Here is a 17,007-nt window from a genome sequence, read left to right as displayed (position 1 = left end):
TCAATAGAATGCCAAGGTTTCGACCGGTTATACCCCAAGGGCTGAAATCGGGGTCCCCTCTCCATGAAGGCCTGCGCGACTTTGGGACCGGTCGCGCCTGACTTCAATGACTGCTGGTTCGCGTGCCCTGGCCACGCTCACATAACAGACATGAGCGTCTTACACGCCCCCGCCGACTGCAGCTTTTTTGGGGCTTCGGCGGATCTGGCTCCTGTCGTTGTCGGTGCCCGACCGTCGTTTTAGGATGAAAAAAAGCACCATGTCCATTATTTTCCGCCACATACAGCTATTAAAAAAGTAGCAACCAGCCGCTCTTCATCAAATTTCCAGATTGTCAATCAGCCGCGTATTGCCCAGGTTGGCTGCGCCCAGCACCACCAGTGGCTCGTCCGCCAGCGCGCCCTGTGGCGGCTGGAGGTCGGCGCGGCGGCGTACGGTCAGGTAGTCGGGCTTCCAGCCGCGGCGTGCCAGCGCCTGCATAGCCTGGGCTTCCAGGGTGGGCAGGTCGGCCATGTTGCTGGCTTTGGCGGCGTCGCCCAGGGCTCGCAGCTCTCTGGACAGTTCCACCGCCTCCCGGCGCTCGGCGGGGCTGAGATAGCCGTTGCGCGATGACAGCGCCAGCCCGTCTTGGGCACGCTGGGTTTCGCCGGCCAGAATGTCAATCGGCAGGGCGAACTGCCGCACCATGCGGCGCACCACCATCACCTGCTGGTAGTCCTTCTTGCCGAAAGCGGCAACGCCTGCGGGCATGCCGGCATAAACGCATGAGAAAAGCTTGAGCACCACGGTGCTGACGCCAATGAAAAAACCAGGGCGGAAGTGCCCTTCGAGAATGTCGGCCAGGTCGTTTGCCGGGTGGACCTTGTAGGTTTGCGGCTCCGGGTAAAGCTCCCGCTCGCGCGGCGCAAACAGCACGTCGCAGCCGGCCTCTTCCAGGCGCTGGGCATCGGCGTCCAGGGTGCGCGGGTAGCTGTCAAAGTCTTCGTGCGGTGCAAATTGCAGGCGGTTGACAAAAATGCTGGACACCGTGACGTCGCCCAGCGGCCTGGCCTGTTTGACGAGCGCAATATGGCCGTCATGCAGGTTGCCCATGGTGGGCACAAAGGCCGGGCGTTCGAAGCCGCTGAGTTTGTCGCGCAATTCGGCGATGGTGTGGACGATGTGCATCTGGTTTCCCCCGGCTGCTTGTTATGAACTGAATCTGAATTACCACGCGTGGACGCTATTAACCGGAAAACTGCCGTCTTTCACGGCGCATACATAGGCCTCCATGGCGCCCCGTATACCGGGCGCGCCTTCCATGAAATTGCGCACAAACCTGGCCATCTTGCCCAGGTTCATGCCCAGCATGTCGTGCAGCACCAGCACCTGGCCAGCGGTGCCGCTGCCGGCGCCAATGCCGATGGTCGGGCAGTGCGCCAGCAGCTGGGTGACCTCCAGCGCCAGCGCCGCCGGCACCATTTCCAGCACCAGCATGGAGGCGCCGGCATCCTGCAGCGCCTGAGCCTCGCGTCTGAGCACGGCGGCGGCTTCGTCGGTTTTGCCCTGCACCCGGTAGCCGCCCAGCGCGTGAACGGTTTGTGGCGTGAGCCCCAAATGGGCGCATACGGGAATGCCGCGCTCGACCAGAAAACGCACCGTGTCAGCGGTCCAGCCACCGCCTTCCAGCTTGACCATATGCGCGCCCGCCTGCATCAGCACCACGGCGCTACGCAGCGCCTGTTCCCTGGACTCATGGTAGGCGCCGAAGGGCAGGTCGCCAATCAGCCAGGCCACGCCCTGCGCGCGGCGCAAGCCGCTGGCGACGCACTCGGTGTGGTGGCGCATGGCCTCCAGTGTCACGCCGACGGTGCTGCTGAAGCCCTGGCAGACCATGCCCAGCGAGTCGCCGACCAGGATGCAATCGACCCCGGCGGCGTCTGCCACGGCGGCAAAGGTGGCGTCGTAGGCGGTCAGCATGGCGATTTTTTCACCCCGGGCGTGCATTTCGCGCAGCCGGGGCAGGCTGACGGGCTTGCGCGTTGAAGGGGTTGACGACTGCGGCAGCGTGCCGTAGGGCGAGGCGGCAGAGGTTGGTGAGGTCGCTGAGCTTGGTGCGGTGTTGGCTGAGGTCATGGGCACTCCTGAATGAGCGGGAGTTTAATCTGCCGGGGCAGTCCAGGGCCGGCCGCCGGAGCAGCGGGTCCTGGCGAGTCAGGCCGCTTGCGGGGCCGAGCGGGTCATGCCGAGCCGCGCCAGCAGGCGCACGTCGGCTTCGGTGTCCGGGTTGCCGGTGGTCAGCAGTTTGTCGCCGTAAAAAATCGAGTTGGCGCCGGCCAGAAAGCACAGCGCCTGCACCGCGTCGCCCATCTGCTGGCGGCCGGCCGACAGGCGCACACGGGCCGTCGGCATGGTGATGCGAGCCACCGCAATGGTGCGGACGAACTCAAAGGGGTCCAGTTCGGCCAAATCCTTTTGATCGGCCAGCGGCGTGCCCTCAACTTTCACCAGGTTGTTGATCGGCACCGATTCAGGGTAGGGCGTAAGGTTGGCCAGCTCTGCCACCAGGCCGGCACGCTGGCGGCGGCTTTCGCCCATGCCGACAATGCCGCCGCAGCAGACCTTGACGCCGGCGCTGCGCACTCTGGCCAGCGTATCGAGCCGGTCCTGGTAGTCGCGCGTGCTGATGATGTTGCCATAAAAGTCGGGCGCGCTGTCCAGGTTGTGGTTGTAATAGTCCAGGCCGGCGCTTTGCAGCGTTTGTGCCTGACCGTCTTCGAGCATGCCCAGCGTGGCGCAGGTTTCCAGCCCCAGCGCCTTGACGGTGCGAATCAGCTCGGCGACTTTTTCAATGTCGCGCTCTTTGGGCGAGCGCCAGGCCGCGCCCATGCAAAAGCGCGTGGCACCCGCAGCCTGCGCGCGCCGGGCCGCCAGCAGCACTTCGGCCGGCTCCATCAGCTTGCCGGCCTCCACGCCGGTGTCATAGCGGGCGGCTTGCGGGCAGTAGCCGCAGTCTTCGGCGCAACCGCCGGTCTTGACCGACAGCAGGGTGGCAAATTCAAGGCCTGTGGGGTCGAAGTTTTCGCGGTGAACTGTCTGCGCCTGGAACATCAGTTCGGGAAAAGGCAGGTTGAACAGGGCCTCAATCGCGTTTATGTTCCAGCGCGGTGCGCCAGTTTTGGGCGTCAGCGAAGCTGGCGTGCGGGGGCGGTGCAAGGTGACGGTTTGCTCGGTGAATGTAGACATGCTGGACCTGAAAAAAAATGCTGCCCGCCTCAGGCAAGTTGTACCGGAATGGTCGAGCGCTCTTCCTTGATGCAGTTATCAGGGTTGACGAACACCAGCTTGGGGACGAAACCTGCGACTTCCTTTTCCTCAACCTGCGCAAAGGCGGCAATGATGAGCAGGTCACCGACTGCGGCACGCCGCGCCGCTGAGCCATTCACCGAAATGATGCGGCTGCCGCGCTCGGCGCGGATGGCGTAGGTGATGAAGCGCTCGCCGTTGTTGATGTTCCAGATGTGGACCTGCTCGCTTTCGGTCAGGTTGGCGGCATCGAGCAGGTCTTCGTCGATGGCGCAGGAGCCTTCGTAATTAAGCTCGCAGTGAGTTACGGCAGCGCGGTGAATTTTGGATTTGAGCAGGGTTCTGAACATGGTGGAAAAGAGTAAAGTCAGCGGCCAGAGCCGGCGCCAGGCGGGTTGGCGAGCTATTTGCGCACGGCTGGTTTTTGCTGGGCGCTAACATTTGGGGTGGCGTTGAGGAATTTTTAATTATTAATTATTTTAATGCGCGTCAATGTGCGATCTTTTATCCGGGTAGTTTATGAAGAAGTCATTTGATTTTTCCGCGCAGGCGGTGGCGCAGCTGGCAGGGGCCGACGCGGCACGCGCGCTGGCCGAGGACATGGGCGGCGGCGATCTGACCGCCGCGCTGATCGAACCAACGCGCCAGTCACGCGCGCGCGTGCTGGCCCGCGAGGACGCCGTGATTTGCGGCGCAGCCTGGGTTGACGCCGCTTTCAAGCAGCTCGATCCTGCGGCCGAATTGCTCTGGCATGTGAAGGACGGCGAGCATTGCGAAGCCAATCAGGTGGTGTTCGAGGTGCGCGCCAAGGCCAAGGCCCTGCTGTCGGCAGAACGCACGGCGCTGAACTTCCTGCAGCTTCTGAGTGCAGTCGCAAGCAAAACGGCGGCTTACGTCGCCATCGTGTCAGGAACTGACGCCAAAATCGTCGATACCCGTAAAACTCTGCCAGGGCTTCGCCTCGCGCAAAAATATGCGGTGCGTACGGGCGGCGGGGTTAATCACCGCCTTGGCCTGTATGACGCGGTTCTTATCAAGGAAAACCACATCGCGGCAGCCGGCGGTATTGCGCAGGTGCTGCAGCGCGCCGCGCAGATGGCGGCCGGCGCTGATTTTGTCGAAATTGAAGTGGAAACGCTGACGCAGCTGGCCGAGGCGCTTGATGCGGGCGCCCGCATGGTGCTGCTCGACAACATGGACCTTGCCACACTGCAGCAGGCCGTGCGCATCAACCATGGCCGGGCGATACTGGAAATTTCTGGCAACGTGACGCTGGACGGCCTGCGCGCTCTGGCTGAAACCGGTGTGCACCGAATCTCCATCGGCGCGCTGACCAAGGATGTGCGGGCGACCGATTTTTCCATGCGGCTGGACGCTTAACCGGGATCTGTGATGGTCAAAATCAGCGTTGAATACGAGCAGCCCCGCGCCGATGGGCCGGGCGAGCCTGCTTCCTGCAGCACCCGCCGCGCTTGGGCGCGCGTGCCGGCCGAGCCAACGCAGCCGGAGCGGGCCGCGCTGAAAGAGCGCATCCGCGGCCTTCTTGAAAGCCGCAATGCCGTGATGGTGTCGCATTACTACGTGCACGCCGATTTACAGGATTTAGCCGAAGAAACCGGCGGAATCGTCTCTGATTCACTGGAAATGGCGCGTTTCGGTCGCGACCATGCAGCGCAGACGCTGGTGGTGTCTGGCGTGCGCTTCATGGGCGAGACGGCCAAGATCCTGTCACCCGAAAAGCGCGTGCTGATGCCTGATCTGGACGCCACCTGCTCGCTGGACCTGGGCTGCCCGATTGACCCCTTCACGGCATTTTGCGACGCCCACCCCGATCGCACCGTCGTGGTCTATGCCAACACCAGCGCGGCCGTGAAGGCGCGCGCTGACTGGCTGGTGACCTCCGGTTGCGCGCTGGATATTGTGCGGGCGCTGAAAGACAAGGGCCAGAAAATCCTCTGGGCGCCCGACCGCCACCTGGGCGGCTACATTCAGCGCGAAACCGGCGCCGACATGGTGATGTGGAACGGCGCCTGCATCGTGCATGACGAATTCAAGGCTTTTGAGTTGGCGGCGTTGAAAAAGGAGCATCCTGGCGCCAGGGTGCTGGTGCATCCCGAATCGCCCGCCGACGTGATTGCGCTGGCTGACGCCGTGGGCTCGACCTCGGCCATCCTGAAGGCGGCGCGCGAGATGGATGCGGGCGAGTTCATCGTGGCCACTGACGGCGGCATGATGCACAAGCTGCGCACGCTCAACCCCGGAAAAATATTTATCGAAGCGCCCACTGCAGGCGATAGCGCCACCTGCAAGAGCTGCGCGCACTGCCCGTGGATGGCCATGAACAGCCTGGCCGGGCTGGCCCGGGTGCTGGAAACCGGCGCCAATGAAGTTGACGTCGATCCGGTTTTGGGACTGCGGGCGCGCCTGCCGATTGACCGCATGCTGGCCTTCACGGCTGCGCTGCGCAATGGCCAGCCCACCGCCGGCCTGGTGCCCCACATCGGCGCGGCCTGAGCCAGAGCCTTGCCGGAGCGGCAGGTGCATGCCGCTTGCGCTTGCTTCTTTTTTGATAGCTAACAGTAACCGAAAATAAAGGACTTGAGGCTTTTTTGACCATTTTTTCACTGATTGACTTTGCCAACCCGCACGACAGCGCCGCACCGCGCCTGCGCCACGCGTTTGGCGCGCCGCGTGAGCTGCTGGTGGCGCACCGGCCCGCCGAAGTTCGGGCCGTGCTTGACGCCGTTCAAGCCGCTGCCAGGCAGGGCGCCTGGTGTGTGGGCGCGCTGCGCTACGAGGCGGCAGCGGCGTTTGACGCCGCGCTGCAAACCAACGCCGCCGATGGACCACTGGCCTGGTTTGCCGTCCATGACGAGGCGTTGCCGTGGCCGGAGCTGGTGTCGCAGCAGCACGACGCACCGACGCTGCACTGGCATACCCCGCCCGGGCGCGCGCACTTCGACGCCGTCTTCGCCGACATTCAGCGGTCCATTGCCGGCGGTGAGTTCTACCAGGTCAACTTCACAGCGCAACTGCAGGCCACGCTGCAGGGCGGTGGCGCGCGCCCGGCGCTTGCCTTGTTCAGTGCGCTGCAGCGCGCGCAGCCGGGTGGCTACGCGGCGTATCTCGAGATGGGTGACGAGCAACTGCTGTCGGTTTCGCCGGAACTGTTTTTTGACTGGCGTGGCGGCCGTCTGCTCACCCGTCCCATGAAGGGCACGGCACCACGCGGGGCCACTCCCTTGCAGGACGAGGCGCAGGCCGAGTGCTTGCGCACATCGCCCAAGGAGCGGGCCGAAAACGTGATGATCGTGGACTTGTTGCGCAATGACCTTTCGCGTATTGCCCAGCCCTTCAGTGTGCGTGTGCCTCGTTTGTTTCATACCGAGGCGCTGCCCGCCGTGTGGCAGATGACTTCCGATGTGCAGGCCCGCACGCGGGCTGGCTGCAGCCTGGCCGACGTGTTTGCCGCGCTGTTTCCCTGCGGCTCGGTGACCGGCGCGCCCAAGGTTCGCGCCATGCAGGCCATCCGCGCACTGGAATCCGGGCCACGCGGCATCTACTGCGGCGCCGTGGGCGTAGTGCAACCCGGCGGCGCGGCGATCTTCAATGTGCCGATCCGCACCGTCACCCTGCGCGGCAATGCAGTGCGTTGCGGCATTGGCAGCGGCATCACTTCCGGCGCGCAGGCCCAAACCGAATGGCAGGAATGGCATTACAAGCGCGCGTTTCTGGAGCGGGCGAGCATGCCTTTTGACATCCTGGAAACGCTGGCGCTGGAGGCCGGTCAGCTACGCCATGCTGCCGCCCATCTGCAGCGTATGGCCACTGCCGCCGCGCATTTTGGCCATCCCTGGGACGCAGGGCGAGCGCGCGAATGTTTGCAAAAGCTGGTGCTGGCTCACCCGCAAGGTTTGTGGCGCGTGCGTCTGCTCCTCAATGCCGGCGGGCATCTGAGCGCCCAGGCCTGCGCTATGGAGCCGTCGCCGCTGCAGGTGCAGCTGCAGCTGGCCGAGCGACCGATTGACGAAGCGCACGGGGAATTCGTGCGCTTCAAGACCACGCGCCGTGCGCACTACGACGACTTCACACCGACACAGCCGGGCGTGTTCGATACCGTGCTGTGGAACACGGGGGGCGAGATCACCGAATGCACCCGCGGCAACGTGGCGATGCTCATTGACGGCCGCTGGCTCACGCCGCCGCTGGCCTGCGGCCTGCTGCCCGGGGTAGGGCGGGCGCTGGCGCTGCGGGATGGAAGGCTGCTTGAAGCCGTGGTTCTGGCGGCAGACTTGCCACGGGTACAGGAATGGGCGTTTGTGAATAGTTTGCGCGGATGGATTGGGGCGCAGATGGTTTGATCTGGCGGGAGATGGTGTAAGGCGGATCTGAGCAGTTTTTGCCCCTGGTGGTTCTGAAGTGCACTTGGATAGCTCTCATTTTGTTAGCGAATCCCCTTGTCCGCCCGAACTGCCAGTTTCGACCCATATCTGACCTTGTATCCATATTTGGACGGGGCGCCAGGCCGTGGGCCACTGGGACCGGTGTGCCGAACGAGGTGATCACCCTCAAACTGCTTGATTCAGTTCTTCGGTTTGATAAAAAATTCGTGCTTGAGTCAAAACTTGCCAATCATCGAGGGCCAAGCGTTAAACGAAGGATTGCCACACAGCGCACCAGGCGCGACAGATGATCACGTCCAGACCGATGGAAGGCAAACGCAAACTCCGCAACTCGCCCTACTTCCCCCGATACACCAGCTGTTGTGCCACAAAGCCGTCAAACGCTGTCAACAAGGGCTGAAAATTCTCAACGCTGTTTTCCAGCTGCGCCAGCGCCGCGCAGGTCGCTTCCAGCGTAGACAGCTGATCCGGCCGGTGGGCCTTGCGGATCAGATAGCGCGACGCCAGCAGGCCTTGCAGCGACAGGCGAGGCAACTGCTGCAGCAAGGGGTTGGCGTGCAGCATCTTGCGGCTCTTGCGCCAGGTGCCGTCGAGCACGACCAGACGCAGCCGGCAAGGATCCTTCAGCCAGGCAGGCTCCAGAGCGGGCGGGGCAGGCAGGCCGAGCACCCTGTCATGCTGCCAATCGGGGTAGAGCAATACGGCCTTTCGGGACCTGTCCGCATTGGCCTGGGTAGTGCAAGTTTCCCCTTGTTCAAAGGCGGCGGTCAGCAGGGCCAGCAGGTCGTGCTCGGCAAACACTTCACCCGTTACCAGCTGGCTGCGTGCCAAGCTCAGGTGCAGCAGGCGCGCGCTGCCTTTGGCGTGGGCCACTTCCAGCGGGTGCTGCAGGATCAGTACCTCCACCTGATGCGTCGTCTGCCTAATCCACTGGCAAATGCAGGCGCTTTGCGGGCGCAGGCAGCTTGTGCAAGCCGGGCGCCGGCAGCCTGTTTTTAATATTTGTTCCATGGGCTCGATGGGTGACAGCGTGGATAAGAAATATCTTTGGCAGATTGTGCGTCGCAGCGAGGTCGAGCGTTGGCTAACCTTCGTGGGCAACCTTTTTTTGCTGCTTTGGGCCGGGTAGCCGGTGTTGCCTGTTCTGCCGGGTCGGTGCTACGATCATTTTTCGGGAACGGAGTTGAACCTTCAGGACACCAAAATGGCATCCGGAAAAATTCTTGTCGCGCAGGGGGGCGGTCCTACTGCCGTGGTCAACCAGTCACTGGTTGGTGTGACGCTGGAAGCGCGGCGTTTTCGTGGCATAGAGCATGTGTACGGTGCCCGCCACGGGGTGCGCGGCATCATCAATGAAGACTTTGTTCATTTGACGCAGGAAACCAGCCACAACCTGGAAATGGTCGCCAACACGCCATCCTCGGCCCTGGGCTCCACGCGTGACAAGCCCGACACGAAGTATTGCCAGGAAATATTCAGGGTATTGCAGGCGCACGAAATCGGTCACTTCTTCTACATTGGCGGAAACGATTCTTCCGATACGGTACGCATCGTGAGCGCCGAAGCGCGCAAGGCCGGCTATTCTCTGCGCTGCGTTCATATCCCCAAGACCATCGACAACGACCTGGTGGGCAATGACCATACGCCTGGTTTTCCTTCTGCCGCACGCTTTGTCGCGCAGGCCTTTGCCGGCGCCAACCTGGATAACGCTGCCCTGCCGGGGGTTTATGTCGCCGTCGTGATGGGGCGGCATGCCGGATTTTTGACCGCTGCTTCCGCTCTGGGCAGGAAGTTTCCGGACGATGGCCCCCACCTGATATATCTCCCCGAGCGCAGCTTTGTAATGGCTGATTTTCTGGCCGATGTCAAAACTACCCATGAGCGGCTGGGGCGTTGTGTGGTTGCCGTGTCTGAAGGCATACACGACGCGTCGGGCAACCTGATCGCCGCGACGCTTCCCGGGAACCTGGAGCACGATGCGCATGGCAATGCGCAGCTTTCCGGCAGTGGCGCGCTGGCTGATCTGCTGTGCGAAGAGATTAAAAGCAGGCTGGGCATCAAGCGGGTGCGCGGCGACACGCTGGGCTACCTGCAGCGCTCTTTCATCGGCTGTGTCTCCGACGTCGACCAGCGCGAAGCCCGCGAGGTGGGCGAGAAGGCCGTGCAGTTCGCCATGTGGGGCCAGCAAGGTGGCTCGGTCGCCATCCGGCGGACCGGCTTTTATTCGGTCGACTACGAGTTGCTGCCCCTCGAAGCCGTGGCGGGTAAAACGCGCGTGATGGACGATGAATTCATCAGCGCCAGTGGCACCGATGTGACCGATGCGTTTCGGCGCTATCTGCACCCGCTGCTGGGCTCAGGCATGCCTGATGCATTCCGGCTGCGCAGCAACCCGGTCGCCAGGGTGCTGCGCCCCGACTAATTCCATTTCCAGATCATCCCTGCACTTAGACGGTTCCAGTGGGCGATCGCTGGAACTGTCTGCACTTCATCTTCGCGCTCACGAATGATTTAGAAATGCAATGACTAGGCCTGCGATTCCACCGTTCACGCATACCTACCCGCCTGCGCCAGACCATTTAACCGGTAGCGCTGGGCAAACGACTTTTGCGCCGCCGCCCCATTGCCTTCTTGCTTTTTTCAAGCCCCCGGTACTGGCGCCTGCAGTGCTTGTTCGTGCGAAAAACTGAACTGCCAGTGATGCGGTCCCAGCGAATTCATCGCGTTGAGGTAATCGGTGGCGTCTTCCGCTTTTTGGCCGCCTGACAGGAATACGATGCCGGGAACGGCTACCGCTACATGGCGCAACAGGTAGCGTCGAGTGACTTCGGCCACCTGCTGCGCGCACTTCATGCCGGCGATCACCCTAGTGGGCTTGAGCACGCTGTCGATTTATGTTCGTCACTGTTCATGGCCTTGTGTCCAAGTGAGTGAAAAATACGATCTGGCAATCCCTAACGTTGCCCGGGCTCCGGTTCTGTTGGCTATGCGCTGAAACTGTAGCCTTTTGCTGGATGCGCCTGCCATTGCCCTTCGCCGCCGAGTTCGAGTACCTGATGGTGAAACTTCAGAAGCGTTGAGCGGTGACCGACGCTCACCGGCGTCGTGTGGCTTGCCAGCAGTTGCCGGTAAAGGCTTTCCTCATTGCCGATATCCAGCGCGCTGGTGGCTTCATCCAGTATGGCGAAGCGCGGGCAGCTCAGCAGCACGCGGGCAAAAGCCAGGCGCTGCTGCTCACCGATGGACAGCAGCTTTTCCCAGTCCAGCTCGATATCGAGTCCGCCAAATCTTTCGGCCAGGAGCGGCAGGTTGACTTTCACCAGCAATTCCAGCAGTTCGGTGTCTGAGGCCTGCCGGTCCTTGTGGGGATAAAGCAGCTGGCTGCGCAATGTGCCGGGAAGCATGTAGGGTTGCTGAGGCAGGAAAAGGATTTCTTCAGGGCCGGGACGAATGATGGTCCCGCTGCCTGAATACCATAGGCCGGCGATGGCGCGCAGCAGCGAGCTTTTCCCGCTGCCGCTGGTCCCGACGATCAGCAGCCCTTTCCCGGGTTCGATGGCAACCGACAGATCCCTGACCAGGATGCGCTCGCGATGAGGCGTCAGCAAGGTCACGCCTTGCAGCGCCAGACCCGGACCCTGCACCGACTCGATGACACCACCGGCGCGCTCGCGGCTTGCCGGATCAGCGTGCAGCACTTTTGTAAAACTGTCCAGGCGGTCGATGCCGGCGGCGAATCGGCTCAGGCTTTCAAAATTGTCGACTATCACTGAAATGGCGCTGAGCACCGCCGCAAAAGCGCCCGCTGCCCGTACCGCGCTGCCGACCTCCAGTTCGCCCGACAGCACCCGCGATGCAATGATGGCGCTGGGGAGAACGATGGTCAGCATGGTGTAGGCGTACTGGAACAGATTCAGGGAAAACTGTTTTCTGATGAGCAGGTTGAAATTGTCGAAGGCTGCGGTAAAACGGCGTTTGACTTGCTGCAACTCCTGCGCCTCACCGCTGTAGAAGGCGATGGATTCGGCGTTCTCCCGGACCCGGACCAGGCCGAAGCGGAAATCCGCCTCACGCCGGAGTTGCCGAAAGTTCAGGCCGACCAGCGGCTTGCCGTAGACAAACACCGTGATCAGCGTGCCGGCGATCGCGTAAAAAACCAGAAAATACACCAGTTCCCGGGAGATGAACCACAGCACACTGCTGAATGCAAGCAGTTGCAGGATCGAGCCGATGAGGATCAACAGGAAAAAGAGCGAGCGTTGCGTGAAGGTGTTGATGTCCTCGGCGATGCGCTGGTCGGGGTTGTCGATGGCGGCATTGGCATTGAGCTCGTAGAAATGCCGGTCCCTGAAATAGCTGTCGAGAAAGCGGCCCGTCAGCCAGCGCCGCCAGTGGTTGCCCAGCTTGTCCCGCACATAGTAGTAAAAGGCGTAGAGCGGCACCGCGCCGATAAGCAGGCCCAGGCACAGCTTGATGGAATGCCAGAAACGATCGGCGTTGTGCGCCGCCAGGGCCGAGGTGAACTCGCCCGTCTGTTCGTTAAAGAGGACCGCGAATCCGGTCTGCCCCAGCAACAGCAGCACCAGCAAAACCAGCAGACCCCAGGCTTTCGATTTTTCCTCCATGCGCCAGTAGGGCACCGCAATGTCCCGGAAACGCTGCCACAGGTGAGGGCTGACTGTTTTCATGTTGCTGCCGTCATTCATTGTTTCGCGCTTGGCGCCGGATCGGTTTTGCCATTTTCTTGCGTTGTAGCAACCCCCGCAACGGCCTCAGGCTTTAGGCGGAAGCAAAATGGTCGGAACAGCTTTTTCAGCCATATTCGGGTAGTCCCGGCTGAAATGCAGACCCCGGCTTTCATGCCGGCCTTGCGCCGAGCGCACGATCAGCTCGGCCACCTGCAACAGGTTGCGTAGCTCCAGCAGGTCGCGGGTGACGCGGAAATTTGCATAAAACTCCCGAATTTCCGAATTCAGCAGCGCGATACGATGGGCCGCGCGCTCAAGCCGCTTTGTGGTGCGAACAATGCCGACGTAGTTCCACATGAAGCGGCGCAACTCGTCCCAGTTGTGGGAGATCACCACGGCTTCGTCGGCATCGGCCACCTGGCTTTCGTCCCAGGCGGGCAGCACCGTGACGTGCATGGGCGGGCCGCTTTTTATCGCATCGATGGCTTGGGCCGTGGCGCGTGCCAGCACCACACATTCGACCAGCGAATTGCTGGCCAGCCGGTTGGCGCCATGCAGGCCGGTGCAGGCGGTCTCGCCTATGGCATATAGACCGGTCATGTCGGTGCGCCCGGCCAGGTCGGTCAGTACACCGCCGCAGGTGTAGTGCGCGGCCGGCACCACCGGAATCGGTTGTCTGGTGATGTCGATGCCCAACTCCGCGCAGCGCTGCAGGATGTTGGGGAAGTGCGCCTGCAAAAATGCCGGGCTCTGGTGCGAAATATCAAGGTAGACGCAGTCAAGCCCGTGCTTTTTCATTTCAAAATCAATCGCCCTGGCCACCACGTCACGCGGCGCCAGCTCGGCGCGCGAATCGTGCGCGGGCATGAAGCGCGTTCCGCCCGCAGAAGGCGGCAGCAGCAGCTGGCCACCTTCGCCACGTACGGCCTCCGAGATCAAAAATGATTTGGCGTGCGGGTGGTATAGACAGGTCGGATGAAACTGGATGAATTCCATATTGCAGACCCGGCAGCCAGCGCGCCAGGCCGCAGCTATGCCGTCGCCGGTGGCGGTGTCGGGGTTGGTCGAGTACAGGTAGACCTTGCCCGCGCCACCGGTGGCCAGAATGGTTTGGCCCGCGCCGAAGGTGCGGACCCGGCCCGTGATCACGTCCAGAACGTAGGCGCCATGGCATTGACTGCCGGCCCGCCGGAGCTGGCGGTCGGTGATCAGGTCGACCAGCATGTGGTGCTCGAACACCGTGATGCTGGGCGTGCGCCGCAGTTGTTGAATCAGGCTGCGCTGCACGGCGGCGCCGGTGGCATCAGTGGCGTGCACGATACGGCGCTGGCTGTGACCTCCTTCGCGCGTCAGGTGCAGTTCGCCGGGGTGTTCGCTGTCTTCCGAGAAAGGCACGCCGAGCGCGCGCAGCCAGGCAATCGCGTCAGGCGCGCCTTTGACCACGGCGCGAACAGCGGCCTGGTCGCACAGACCGGCTCCGGCAATAAGGGTGTCACTGACATGCTGTTCAAGGGTGTCGTCTTCGGCCAGCACGGCAGCCATGCCGCCCTGGGCCCAGCCGCTGGAGCCGTCGCCCAGCTCGCGTTTTGTCAGCAGCGCAACACGGTGCATGGGTGCCAGCAGCAGCGCGGCGGTCAACCCCGCCAGACCGCTGCCGATGATGAGGATGTCAAAATTGAGCTCTGCGGGATCGGGCAAGCGGTTCATCTGGAGTCGCCGGGTTAACCGGGATTAGGCCGGGGTTTGGCCGGGGTTTGGCCGGAGTTTAGCCGGGCTTCAGGTTGGTGTGTAGGCCAGCCGCACGTAAATCGGCGCAAAGGACTCGGCCTGGGTGATTTCAAGCAGGCATTCCTTGGCCAGTTCGAGCAGCGCAATAAAGGTGACGACCAGCAGCGCCATGCCGCGCGAGGCGTCAAAAAGCTCTTCAAATTCCAGAAACTTGCGGCCCTGCAGCTTGCGCAGCACGATGCTCATGTGCTCGCGCACCGAGAGTTCTTCCCTGGATATGACATGGTGCTGAATCAGTTTGGCGCGCTTGACAATATCGCGCCAGGCGTCCTGCAGCTCGACCACCGTGACATCGGGAAAACGCGGCTGCCGGGACTGCTCTACATGGACCTGGGCGCGCAGGAAATCGCGGCCAAATTGCGGAATTTCGTTGAGCTTGTGGGCGGCCAGCTTGATCTGCTCGTATTCAAGCAGGCGGCGCACCAGCTCGGCGCGCGGGTCTTCCGCTTCCTGGCCTTCGGCCGACTTTTTGGGTGGCAGCAGCATGCGCGACTTGATTTCAATCAGCATGGCGGCCATCAGCAGGTATTCGGCCGCCAGCTCCAGGTTGGTGGCCCGGATCTCGTCTACATAGGTCAGGTACTGCCGCGTGACCGCCGCCATTGGAATATCCAGAATATTGAAGTTCTGCCGGCGGATAAGGTACAGCAGCAAGTCCAGCGGGCCCTCAAACGCCTCCAGAAACACCTTGAGCGCGTCCGGCGGAATATACAAATCCTTGGGCATGGCAAACAAGGGCTCGCCATAAAGCCGCGCCAGCGCAACCTGGTCAATCACCACCGGCATGTCCGGGTTCTCCCCCGCGGCGAGCGCTTGCCGCTCGGGCAGCGGCAGTTCCCGGGTCATCGGGGGCAAGGTCGTGTGGGGCATGAAAGCAGCGGTCCGCTCAGACTGAATCAGGGATTGCCATGCAAGCGGAGCGTCGAATGCCTGTTTTGCACGAAGCAGGGGCTGCTTAGTGCTTAATTCCCGTTGGGATGACTGGCGGTGCCGTAAACATAGGGCTGCTGGGCAACGCTGGCATCGCGGTACTCTGCTTGATCGCCCCGGTTCAGGTTTTTGTCCCACAGCAGGGCGCGGCCGGCGCGTTGTTCGGCTTCCAGCGTGGGTTTCTTTGCCTTGAGATCATTGATAAACGAAGTGATTTCAGAGGTGTAATCGGGGCGGCGAAAAATGGACATGGTGCGTGGCTGCCTAAAACGTATAGTGGACGCATTTTACCGGGGTCTGCCTTGCACTCATCGACATGTCTGCTCACGCCTGAGAAAACAGGCGATTCACCGGCTGTTCTGCCACTTGCTGCGAAAAGGACGGTAGTTTGCATGGGCCTGTTATCACTTTTTCTCGGGCTGGCGGGCTGCGACCAGCAGCGCATTATTGAGCTGGAGGAGGGCGTTTCGAGCGAAGCCGATGTACGCGCACGTTTTGGCGAACCCGAAAAAATCTGGGATGCCTCCGACATGGCCTCAATCCCGCTGCCCGGTGTGGCGGCTGCGACGGGCGCACGCACGCTTGAATACAACCGCCAGCCGGCCGGTCAGGTCAATTACATGATCACGATCGGGCCGGATGGCAAGATGAGTGCGCTGCGCCAGGTCCTGACGCCGCAGAACTTTGTCAAAGTGCTGCCCGGCATGCCCATGGAGCAGGTGCGAAAGATGCTGGGCAAGCCGATGAAAGTGACGCCCTATGCACTCACGCGGGAACCGCATTCCGACTGGCGCTACCTGAGCCCGCCGCAGACGCAGAAGATTTTTACCGTGGTGTTTGATGCCGATCTCCGGGTGGCAAGCAGCTATTCGAGCGACGAGGAAAGCTTCAGTCCTTCCGGCGGCAACCGCTGAAGGCAAAAAAGCAAAAATCTGGCAGAAGTACGCTGTCGTCCAGTATTTGCCGCTATGGTTTGCTATTTATTTAATAGCATTTTGACTTTTTCCCGAAAGTCCGACCGTTCCATCACCGCCCTGGGCTGGGCCTTTAGCCCGGCCAGCACCAGCCGTCCGCCGCGCATCATGATGGCTTTGTGCAGCGGCTCCACCACATCAAGGTCCGAAGTATCGAGCGACTGCACCGGCACCGGCGTCAATCAATGCACGAGACACGACAGCGGGAGGTCGCGCCTGTGCGTAGGTCGGTGAGGGCGCGCAATCGTCCCGGTGGCTCGCATGCCGCCAAAAAATGGCTCGACAAAATTGGCTATGCCATGCGTCTACAGTTCCTGGTTCGCGTCGTGACGCGGCAGGCCAGACATCTGGCGAGCGTTCAAGGATGCCGTAAGCGATGACGATGAAAGCGCCGGTCGCTACGCTGATCTGCACCGCAGAGCCACCCGGTGCGGAGATCAATGTACCGGCAATGATGGCGGTCCGCATGCCGGATTGCGGCTTGAGCCTGGAGGCAATCGCAAAGGCCGTGGCCAGTGGCAGGGCGACGATGCCGCCGTCAGTCCGGCACCCGCGTCGCTGGCGAAGCGTTCCCGGTTGCAGCCTGCGATTGCTGCCCGCAAACAGGGGCGAAACGACGCGAGATAGTCGGGTCAACGCATGAACGGTGGTGGTGCGCTTCGGTCCACGCGAAATTGCGTGCAAGCGGCACCAGCGCGCGAGTTTCTTCCTCCTGATACAGGCGCAGCTGGCGCTGAACTAGGGCCTGCTGGGGCCGGGAAGCAGCGCATCCGCCGTCGCCCCGATGGTCGAACCTGCGATGCGCGCCGTGCCGATAACGGCGCTGGCCGCCAGTCCGGCCGTGCCAATCGCGACCGAGGCGACGGTATCGACCGCCGTCACCACCGCACAGCCCTGAAGCAGGAGTGATGAAACGCCGATGGCCGCGAGAGCGCCCCG

General features: G+C 62.2%; 17 protein-coding genes and 1 pseudogene. 5 read left to right on the top strand and 13 right to left on the bottom strand.

What is annotated here, in order from left to right; genetic code table 11:
- Positions 1–318 precede the first annotated feature (318 nt).
- The 4 genes from panC to panD form a co-directional block, all read right to left on the bottom strand.
- Complete coding sequence (gene panC / locus HHJ19_RS03560; protein ID WP_296904116.1) at positions 319–1,167, bottom strand: pantoate--beta-alanine ligase; 849 nt, start codon at positions 1,165–1,167, stop codon at positions 319–321.
- Positions 1,168–1,206: 39 nt separating this feature from the next.
- A complete protein-coding gene (gene panB / locus HHJ19_RS03555) occupies positions 1,207–2,115 on the bottom strand; it encodes a 3-methyl-2-oxobutanoate hydroxymethyltransferase (protein WP_296904115.1) in 909 nt (302 codons plus the stop codon).
- A 78-nt stretch (positions 2,116–2,193) separates the two neighbouring features.
- Entirely contained in the window at positions 2,194–3,225 is a 1,032-nt protein-coding gene (bioB, locus tag HHJ19_RS03550; protein ID WP_296904113.1) for a biotin synthase BioB, read from the bottom strand.
- A 29-nt stretch (positions 3,226–3,254) separates the two neighbouring features.
- Positions 3,255–3,635: an aspartate 1-decarboxylase gene (gene panD, locus HHJ19_RS03545; RefSeq protein ID WP_296904112.1), complete on the bottom strand. Its 381-nt coding sequence runs from the start codon at positions 3,633–3,635 to the stop codon at positions 3,255–3,257.
- A gap of 169 nt (positions 3,636–3,804) precedes the next feature.
- Between panD and nadC the strand changes: the two genes are divergently transcribed.
- From nadC to pabB, 3 genes are all read left to right on the top strand, one after another.
- On the top strand, positions 3,805–4,665 hold the full coding sequence (nadC, locus tag HHJ19_RS03540) for a carboxylating nicotinate-nucleotide diphosphorylase (RefSeq protein ID WP_296904111.1): 861 nt from the start codon (positions 3,805–3,807) through the stop codon (positions 4,663–4,665).
- Positions 4,666–4,677: 12 nt separating this feature from the next.
- Positions 4,678–5,799 (top strand): quinolinate synthase NadA, encoded by a 1,122-nt coding sequence (nadA, locus tag HHJ19_RS03535; RefSeq protein ID WP_296904109.1) that lies wholly within the window; start codon positions 4,678–4,680, stop codon positions 5,797–5,799.
- 95 nt (positions 5,800–5,894) lie between these two features.
- A complete protein-coding gene (gene pabB, locus HHJ19_RS03530) occupies positions 5,895–7,646 on the top strand; it encodes an aminodeoxychorismate synthase component I (protein WP_296904107.1) in 1,752 nt (583 codons plus the stop codon).
- 378 nt (positions 7,647–8,024) lie between these two features.
- Here the strand turns inward: pabB and HHJ19_RS03525 are convergent, their stop codons facing one another.
- A complete protein-coding gene (locus HHJ19_RS03525; protein WP_296904105.1) occupies positions 8,025–8,699 on the bottom strand; it encodes a tRNA-uridine aminocarboxypropyltransferase in 675 nt (224 codons plus the stop codon).
- 193 nt (positions 8,700–8,892) lie between these two features.
- Between HHJ19_RS03525 and HHJ19_RS03520 the strand changes: the two genes are divergently transcribed.
- Positions 8,893–10,110 carry a 6-phosphofructokinase gene (locus HHJ19_RS03520; protein WP_296904103.1) on the top strand — a complete coding sequence of 406 codons (1,218 nt, stop codon included), beginning with the start codon at positions 8,893–8,895 and terminating at the stop codon, positions 10,108–10,110.
- Between the two features lie 218 nt (positions 10,111–10,328).
- Here HHJ19_RS03520 and HHJ19_RS03515 read toward each other — a convergent pair whose 3' ends face one another.
- The 5 genes from HHJ19_RS03515 to HHJ19_RS03495 form a co-directional block, all read right to left on the bottom strand.
- On the bottom strand, positions 10,329–10,571 hold the full coding sequence (locus HHJ19_RS03515; RefSeq protein WP_296904102.1) for a class I fructose-bisphosphate aldolase: 243 nt from the start codon (positions 10,569–10,571) through the stop codon (positions 10,329–10,331).
- Between the two features lie 101 nt (positions 10,572–10,672).
- Complete coding sequence (locus tag HHJ19_RS03510; protein ID WP_296904101.1) at positions 10,673–12,376, bottom strand: ABC transporter ATP-binding protein/permease; 1,704 nt, start codon at positions 12,374–12,376, stop codon at positions 10,673–10,675.
- Between the two features lie 84 nt (positions 12,377–12,460).
- On the bottom strand, positions 12,461–14,083 hold the full coding sequence (nadB, locus tag HHJ19_RS03505) for an L-aspartate oxidase (protein ID WP_296904099.1): 1,623 nt from the start codon (positions 14,081–14,083) through the stop codon (positions 12,461–12,463).
- 69 nt (positions 14,084–14,152) lie between these two features.
- The gene (locus HHJ19_RS03500; RefSeq protein WP_296904173.1) at positions 14,153–15,010 is read right to left on the bottom strand and encodes a ScpA family protein; all 858 of its coding nucleotides are present in this window, start codon (positions 15,008–15,010) and stop codon (positions 14,153–14,155) included.
- Between the two features lie 116 nt (positions 15,011–15,126).
- Entirely contained in the window at positions 15,127–15,345 is a 219-nt protein-coding gene (locus HHJ19_RS03495; protein WP_296904097.1) for a DUF3460 family protein, read from the bottom strand.
- A 141-nt stretch (positions 15,346–15,486) separates the two neighbouring features.
- Here HHJ19_RS03495 and bamE point away from each other — a divergent pair, with 141 nt between their 5' ends.
- On the top strand, positions 15,487–16,008 hold the full coding sequence (gene bamE / locus HHJ19_RS03490; RefSeq protein ID WP_296904095.1) for an outer membrane protein assembly factor BamE: 522 nt from the start codon (positions 15,487–15,489) through the stop codon (positions 16,006–16,008).
- A gap of 62 nt (positions 16,009–16,070) precedes the next feature.
- Here the strand turns inward: bamE and HHJ19_RS03485 are convergent, their stop codons facing one another.
- The 3 genes and pseudogenes from HHJ19_RS03485 to HHJ19_RS03475 form a co-directional block, all read right to left on the bottom strand.
- The gene (locus HHJ19_RS03485) at positions 16,071–16,241 is read right to left on the bottom strand and encodes an STAS domain-containing protein (RefSeq protein ID WP_366929380.1); all 171 of its coding nucleotides are present in this window, start codon (positions 16,239–16,241) and stop codon (positions 16,071–16,073) included.
- Positions 16,242–16,422: 181 nt separating this feature from the next.
- Positions 16,423–16,670 (bottom strand): annotated as a pseudogene (locus HHJ19_RS03480) (SulP family inorganic anion transporter); the annotation flags it as partial.
- A 136-nt stretch (positions 16,671–16,806) separates the two neighbouring features.
- On the bottom strand, positions 16,807–17,007 hold a 201-nt coding region (locus HHJ19_RS03475; RefSeq protein ID WP_296904093.1), incomplete at its 5' end, for a hypothetical protein.

It is taken from the genome of Polaromonas sp. (assembly GCF_012927415.1).
In the GTDB taxonomy this organism is placed as follows: Bacteria; Pseudomonadota; Gammaproteobacteria; order Burkholderiales; family Burkholderiaceae_C; genus Polaromonas.
This window is presented reverse-complemented; position numbering and strand designations above follow the sequence as displayed.

Bases quoted from the DNA above. Each gene is read 5' to 3' on its own strand.
- panC (WP_296904116.1), bottom strand. From the start codon at position 1,167: ATGCACATCGTCCACACCATCGCCGAATTGCGCGACAAACTCAGCGGC.
- panB (WP_296904115.1), bottom strand. From the start codon at position 2,115: ATGACCTCAGCCAACACCGCACCAAGCTCAGCGACCTCACCAACCTCT.
- bioB (WP_296904113.1), bottom strand. From the start codon at position 3,225: ATGTCTACATTCACCGAGCAAACCGTCACCTTGCACCGCCCCCGCACG.
- panD (WP_296904112.1), bottom strand. From the start codon at position 3,635: ATGTTCAGAACCCTGCTCAAATCCAAAATTCACCGCGCTGCCGTAACT.
- nadC (WP_296904111.1), top strand. From the start codon at position 3,805: ATGAAGAAGTCATTTGATTTTTCCGCGCAGGCGGTGGCGCAGCTGGCA.
- nadA (WP_296904109.1), top strand. From the start codon at position 4,678: ATGGTCAAAATCAGCGTTGAATACGAGCAGCCCCGCGCCGATGGGCCG.
- HHJ19_RS03525 (WP_296904105.1), bottom strand. From the start codon at position 8,699: ATGGAACAAATATTAAAAACAGGCTGCCGGCGCCCGGCTTGCACAAGC.
- HHJ19_RS03520 (WP_296904103.1), top strand. From the start codon at position 8,893: ATGGCATCCGGAAAAATTCTTGTCGCGCAGGGGGGCGGTCCTACTGCC.
- HHJ19_RS03510 (WP_296904101.1), bottom strand. From the start codon at position 12,376: ATGAAAACAGTCAGCCCTCACCTGTGGCAGCGTTTCCGGGACATTGCG.
- nadB (WP_296904099.1), bottom strand. From the start codon at position 14,083: ATGAACCGCTTGCCCGATCCCGCAGAGCTCAATTTTGACATCCTCATC.
- HHJ19_RS03500 (WP_296904173.1), bottom strand. From the start codon at position 15,010: ATGACCCGGGAACTGCCGCTGCCCGAGCGGCAAGCGCTCGCCGCGGGG.
- HHJ19_RS03495 (WP_296904097.1), bottom strand. From the start codon at position 15,345: ATGTCCATTTTTCGCCGCCCCGATTACACCTCTGAAATCACTTCGTTT.
- bamE (WP_296904095.1), top strand. From the start codon at position 15,487: ATGGGCCTGTTATCACTTTTTCTCGGGCTGGCGGGCTGCGACCAGCAG.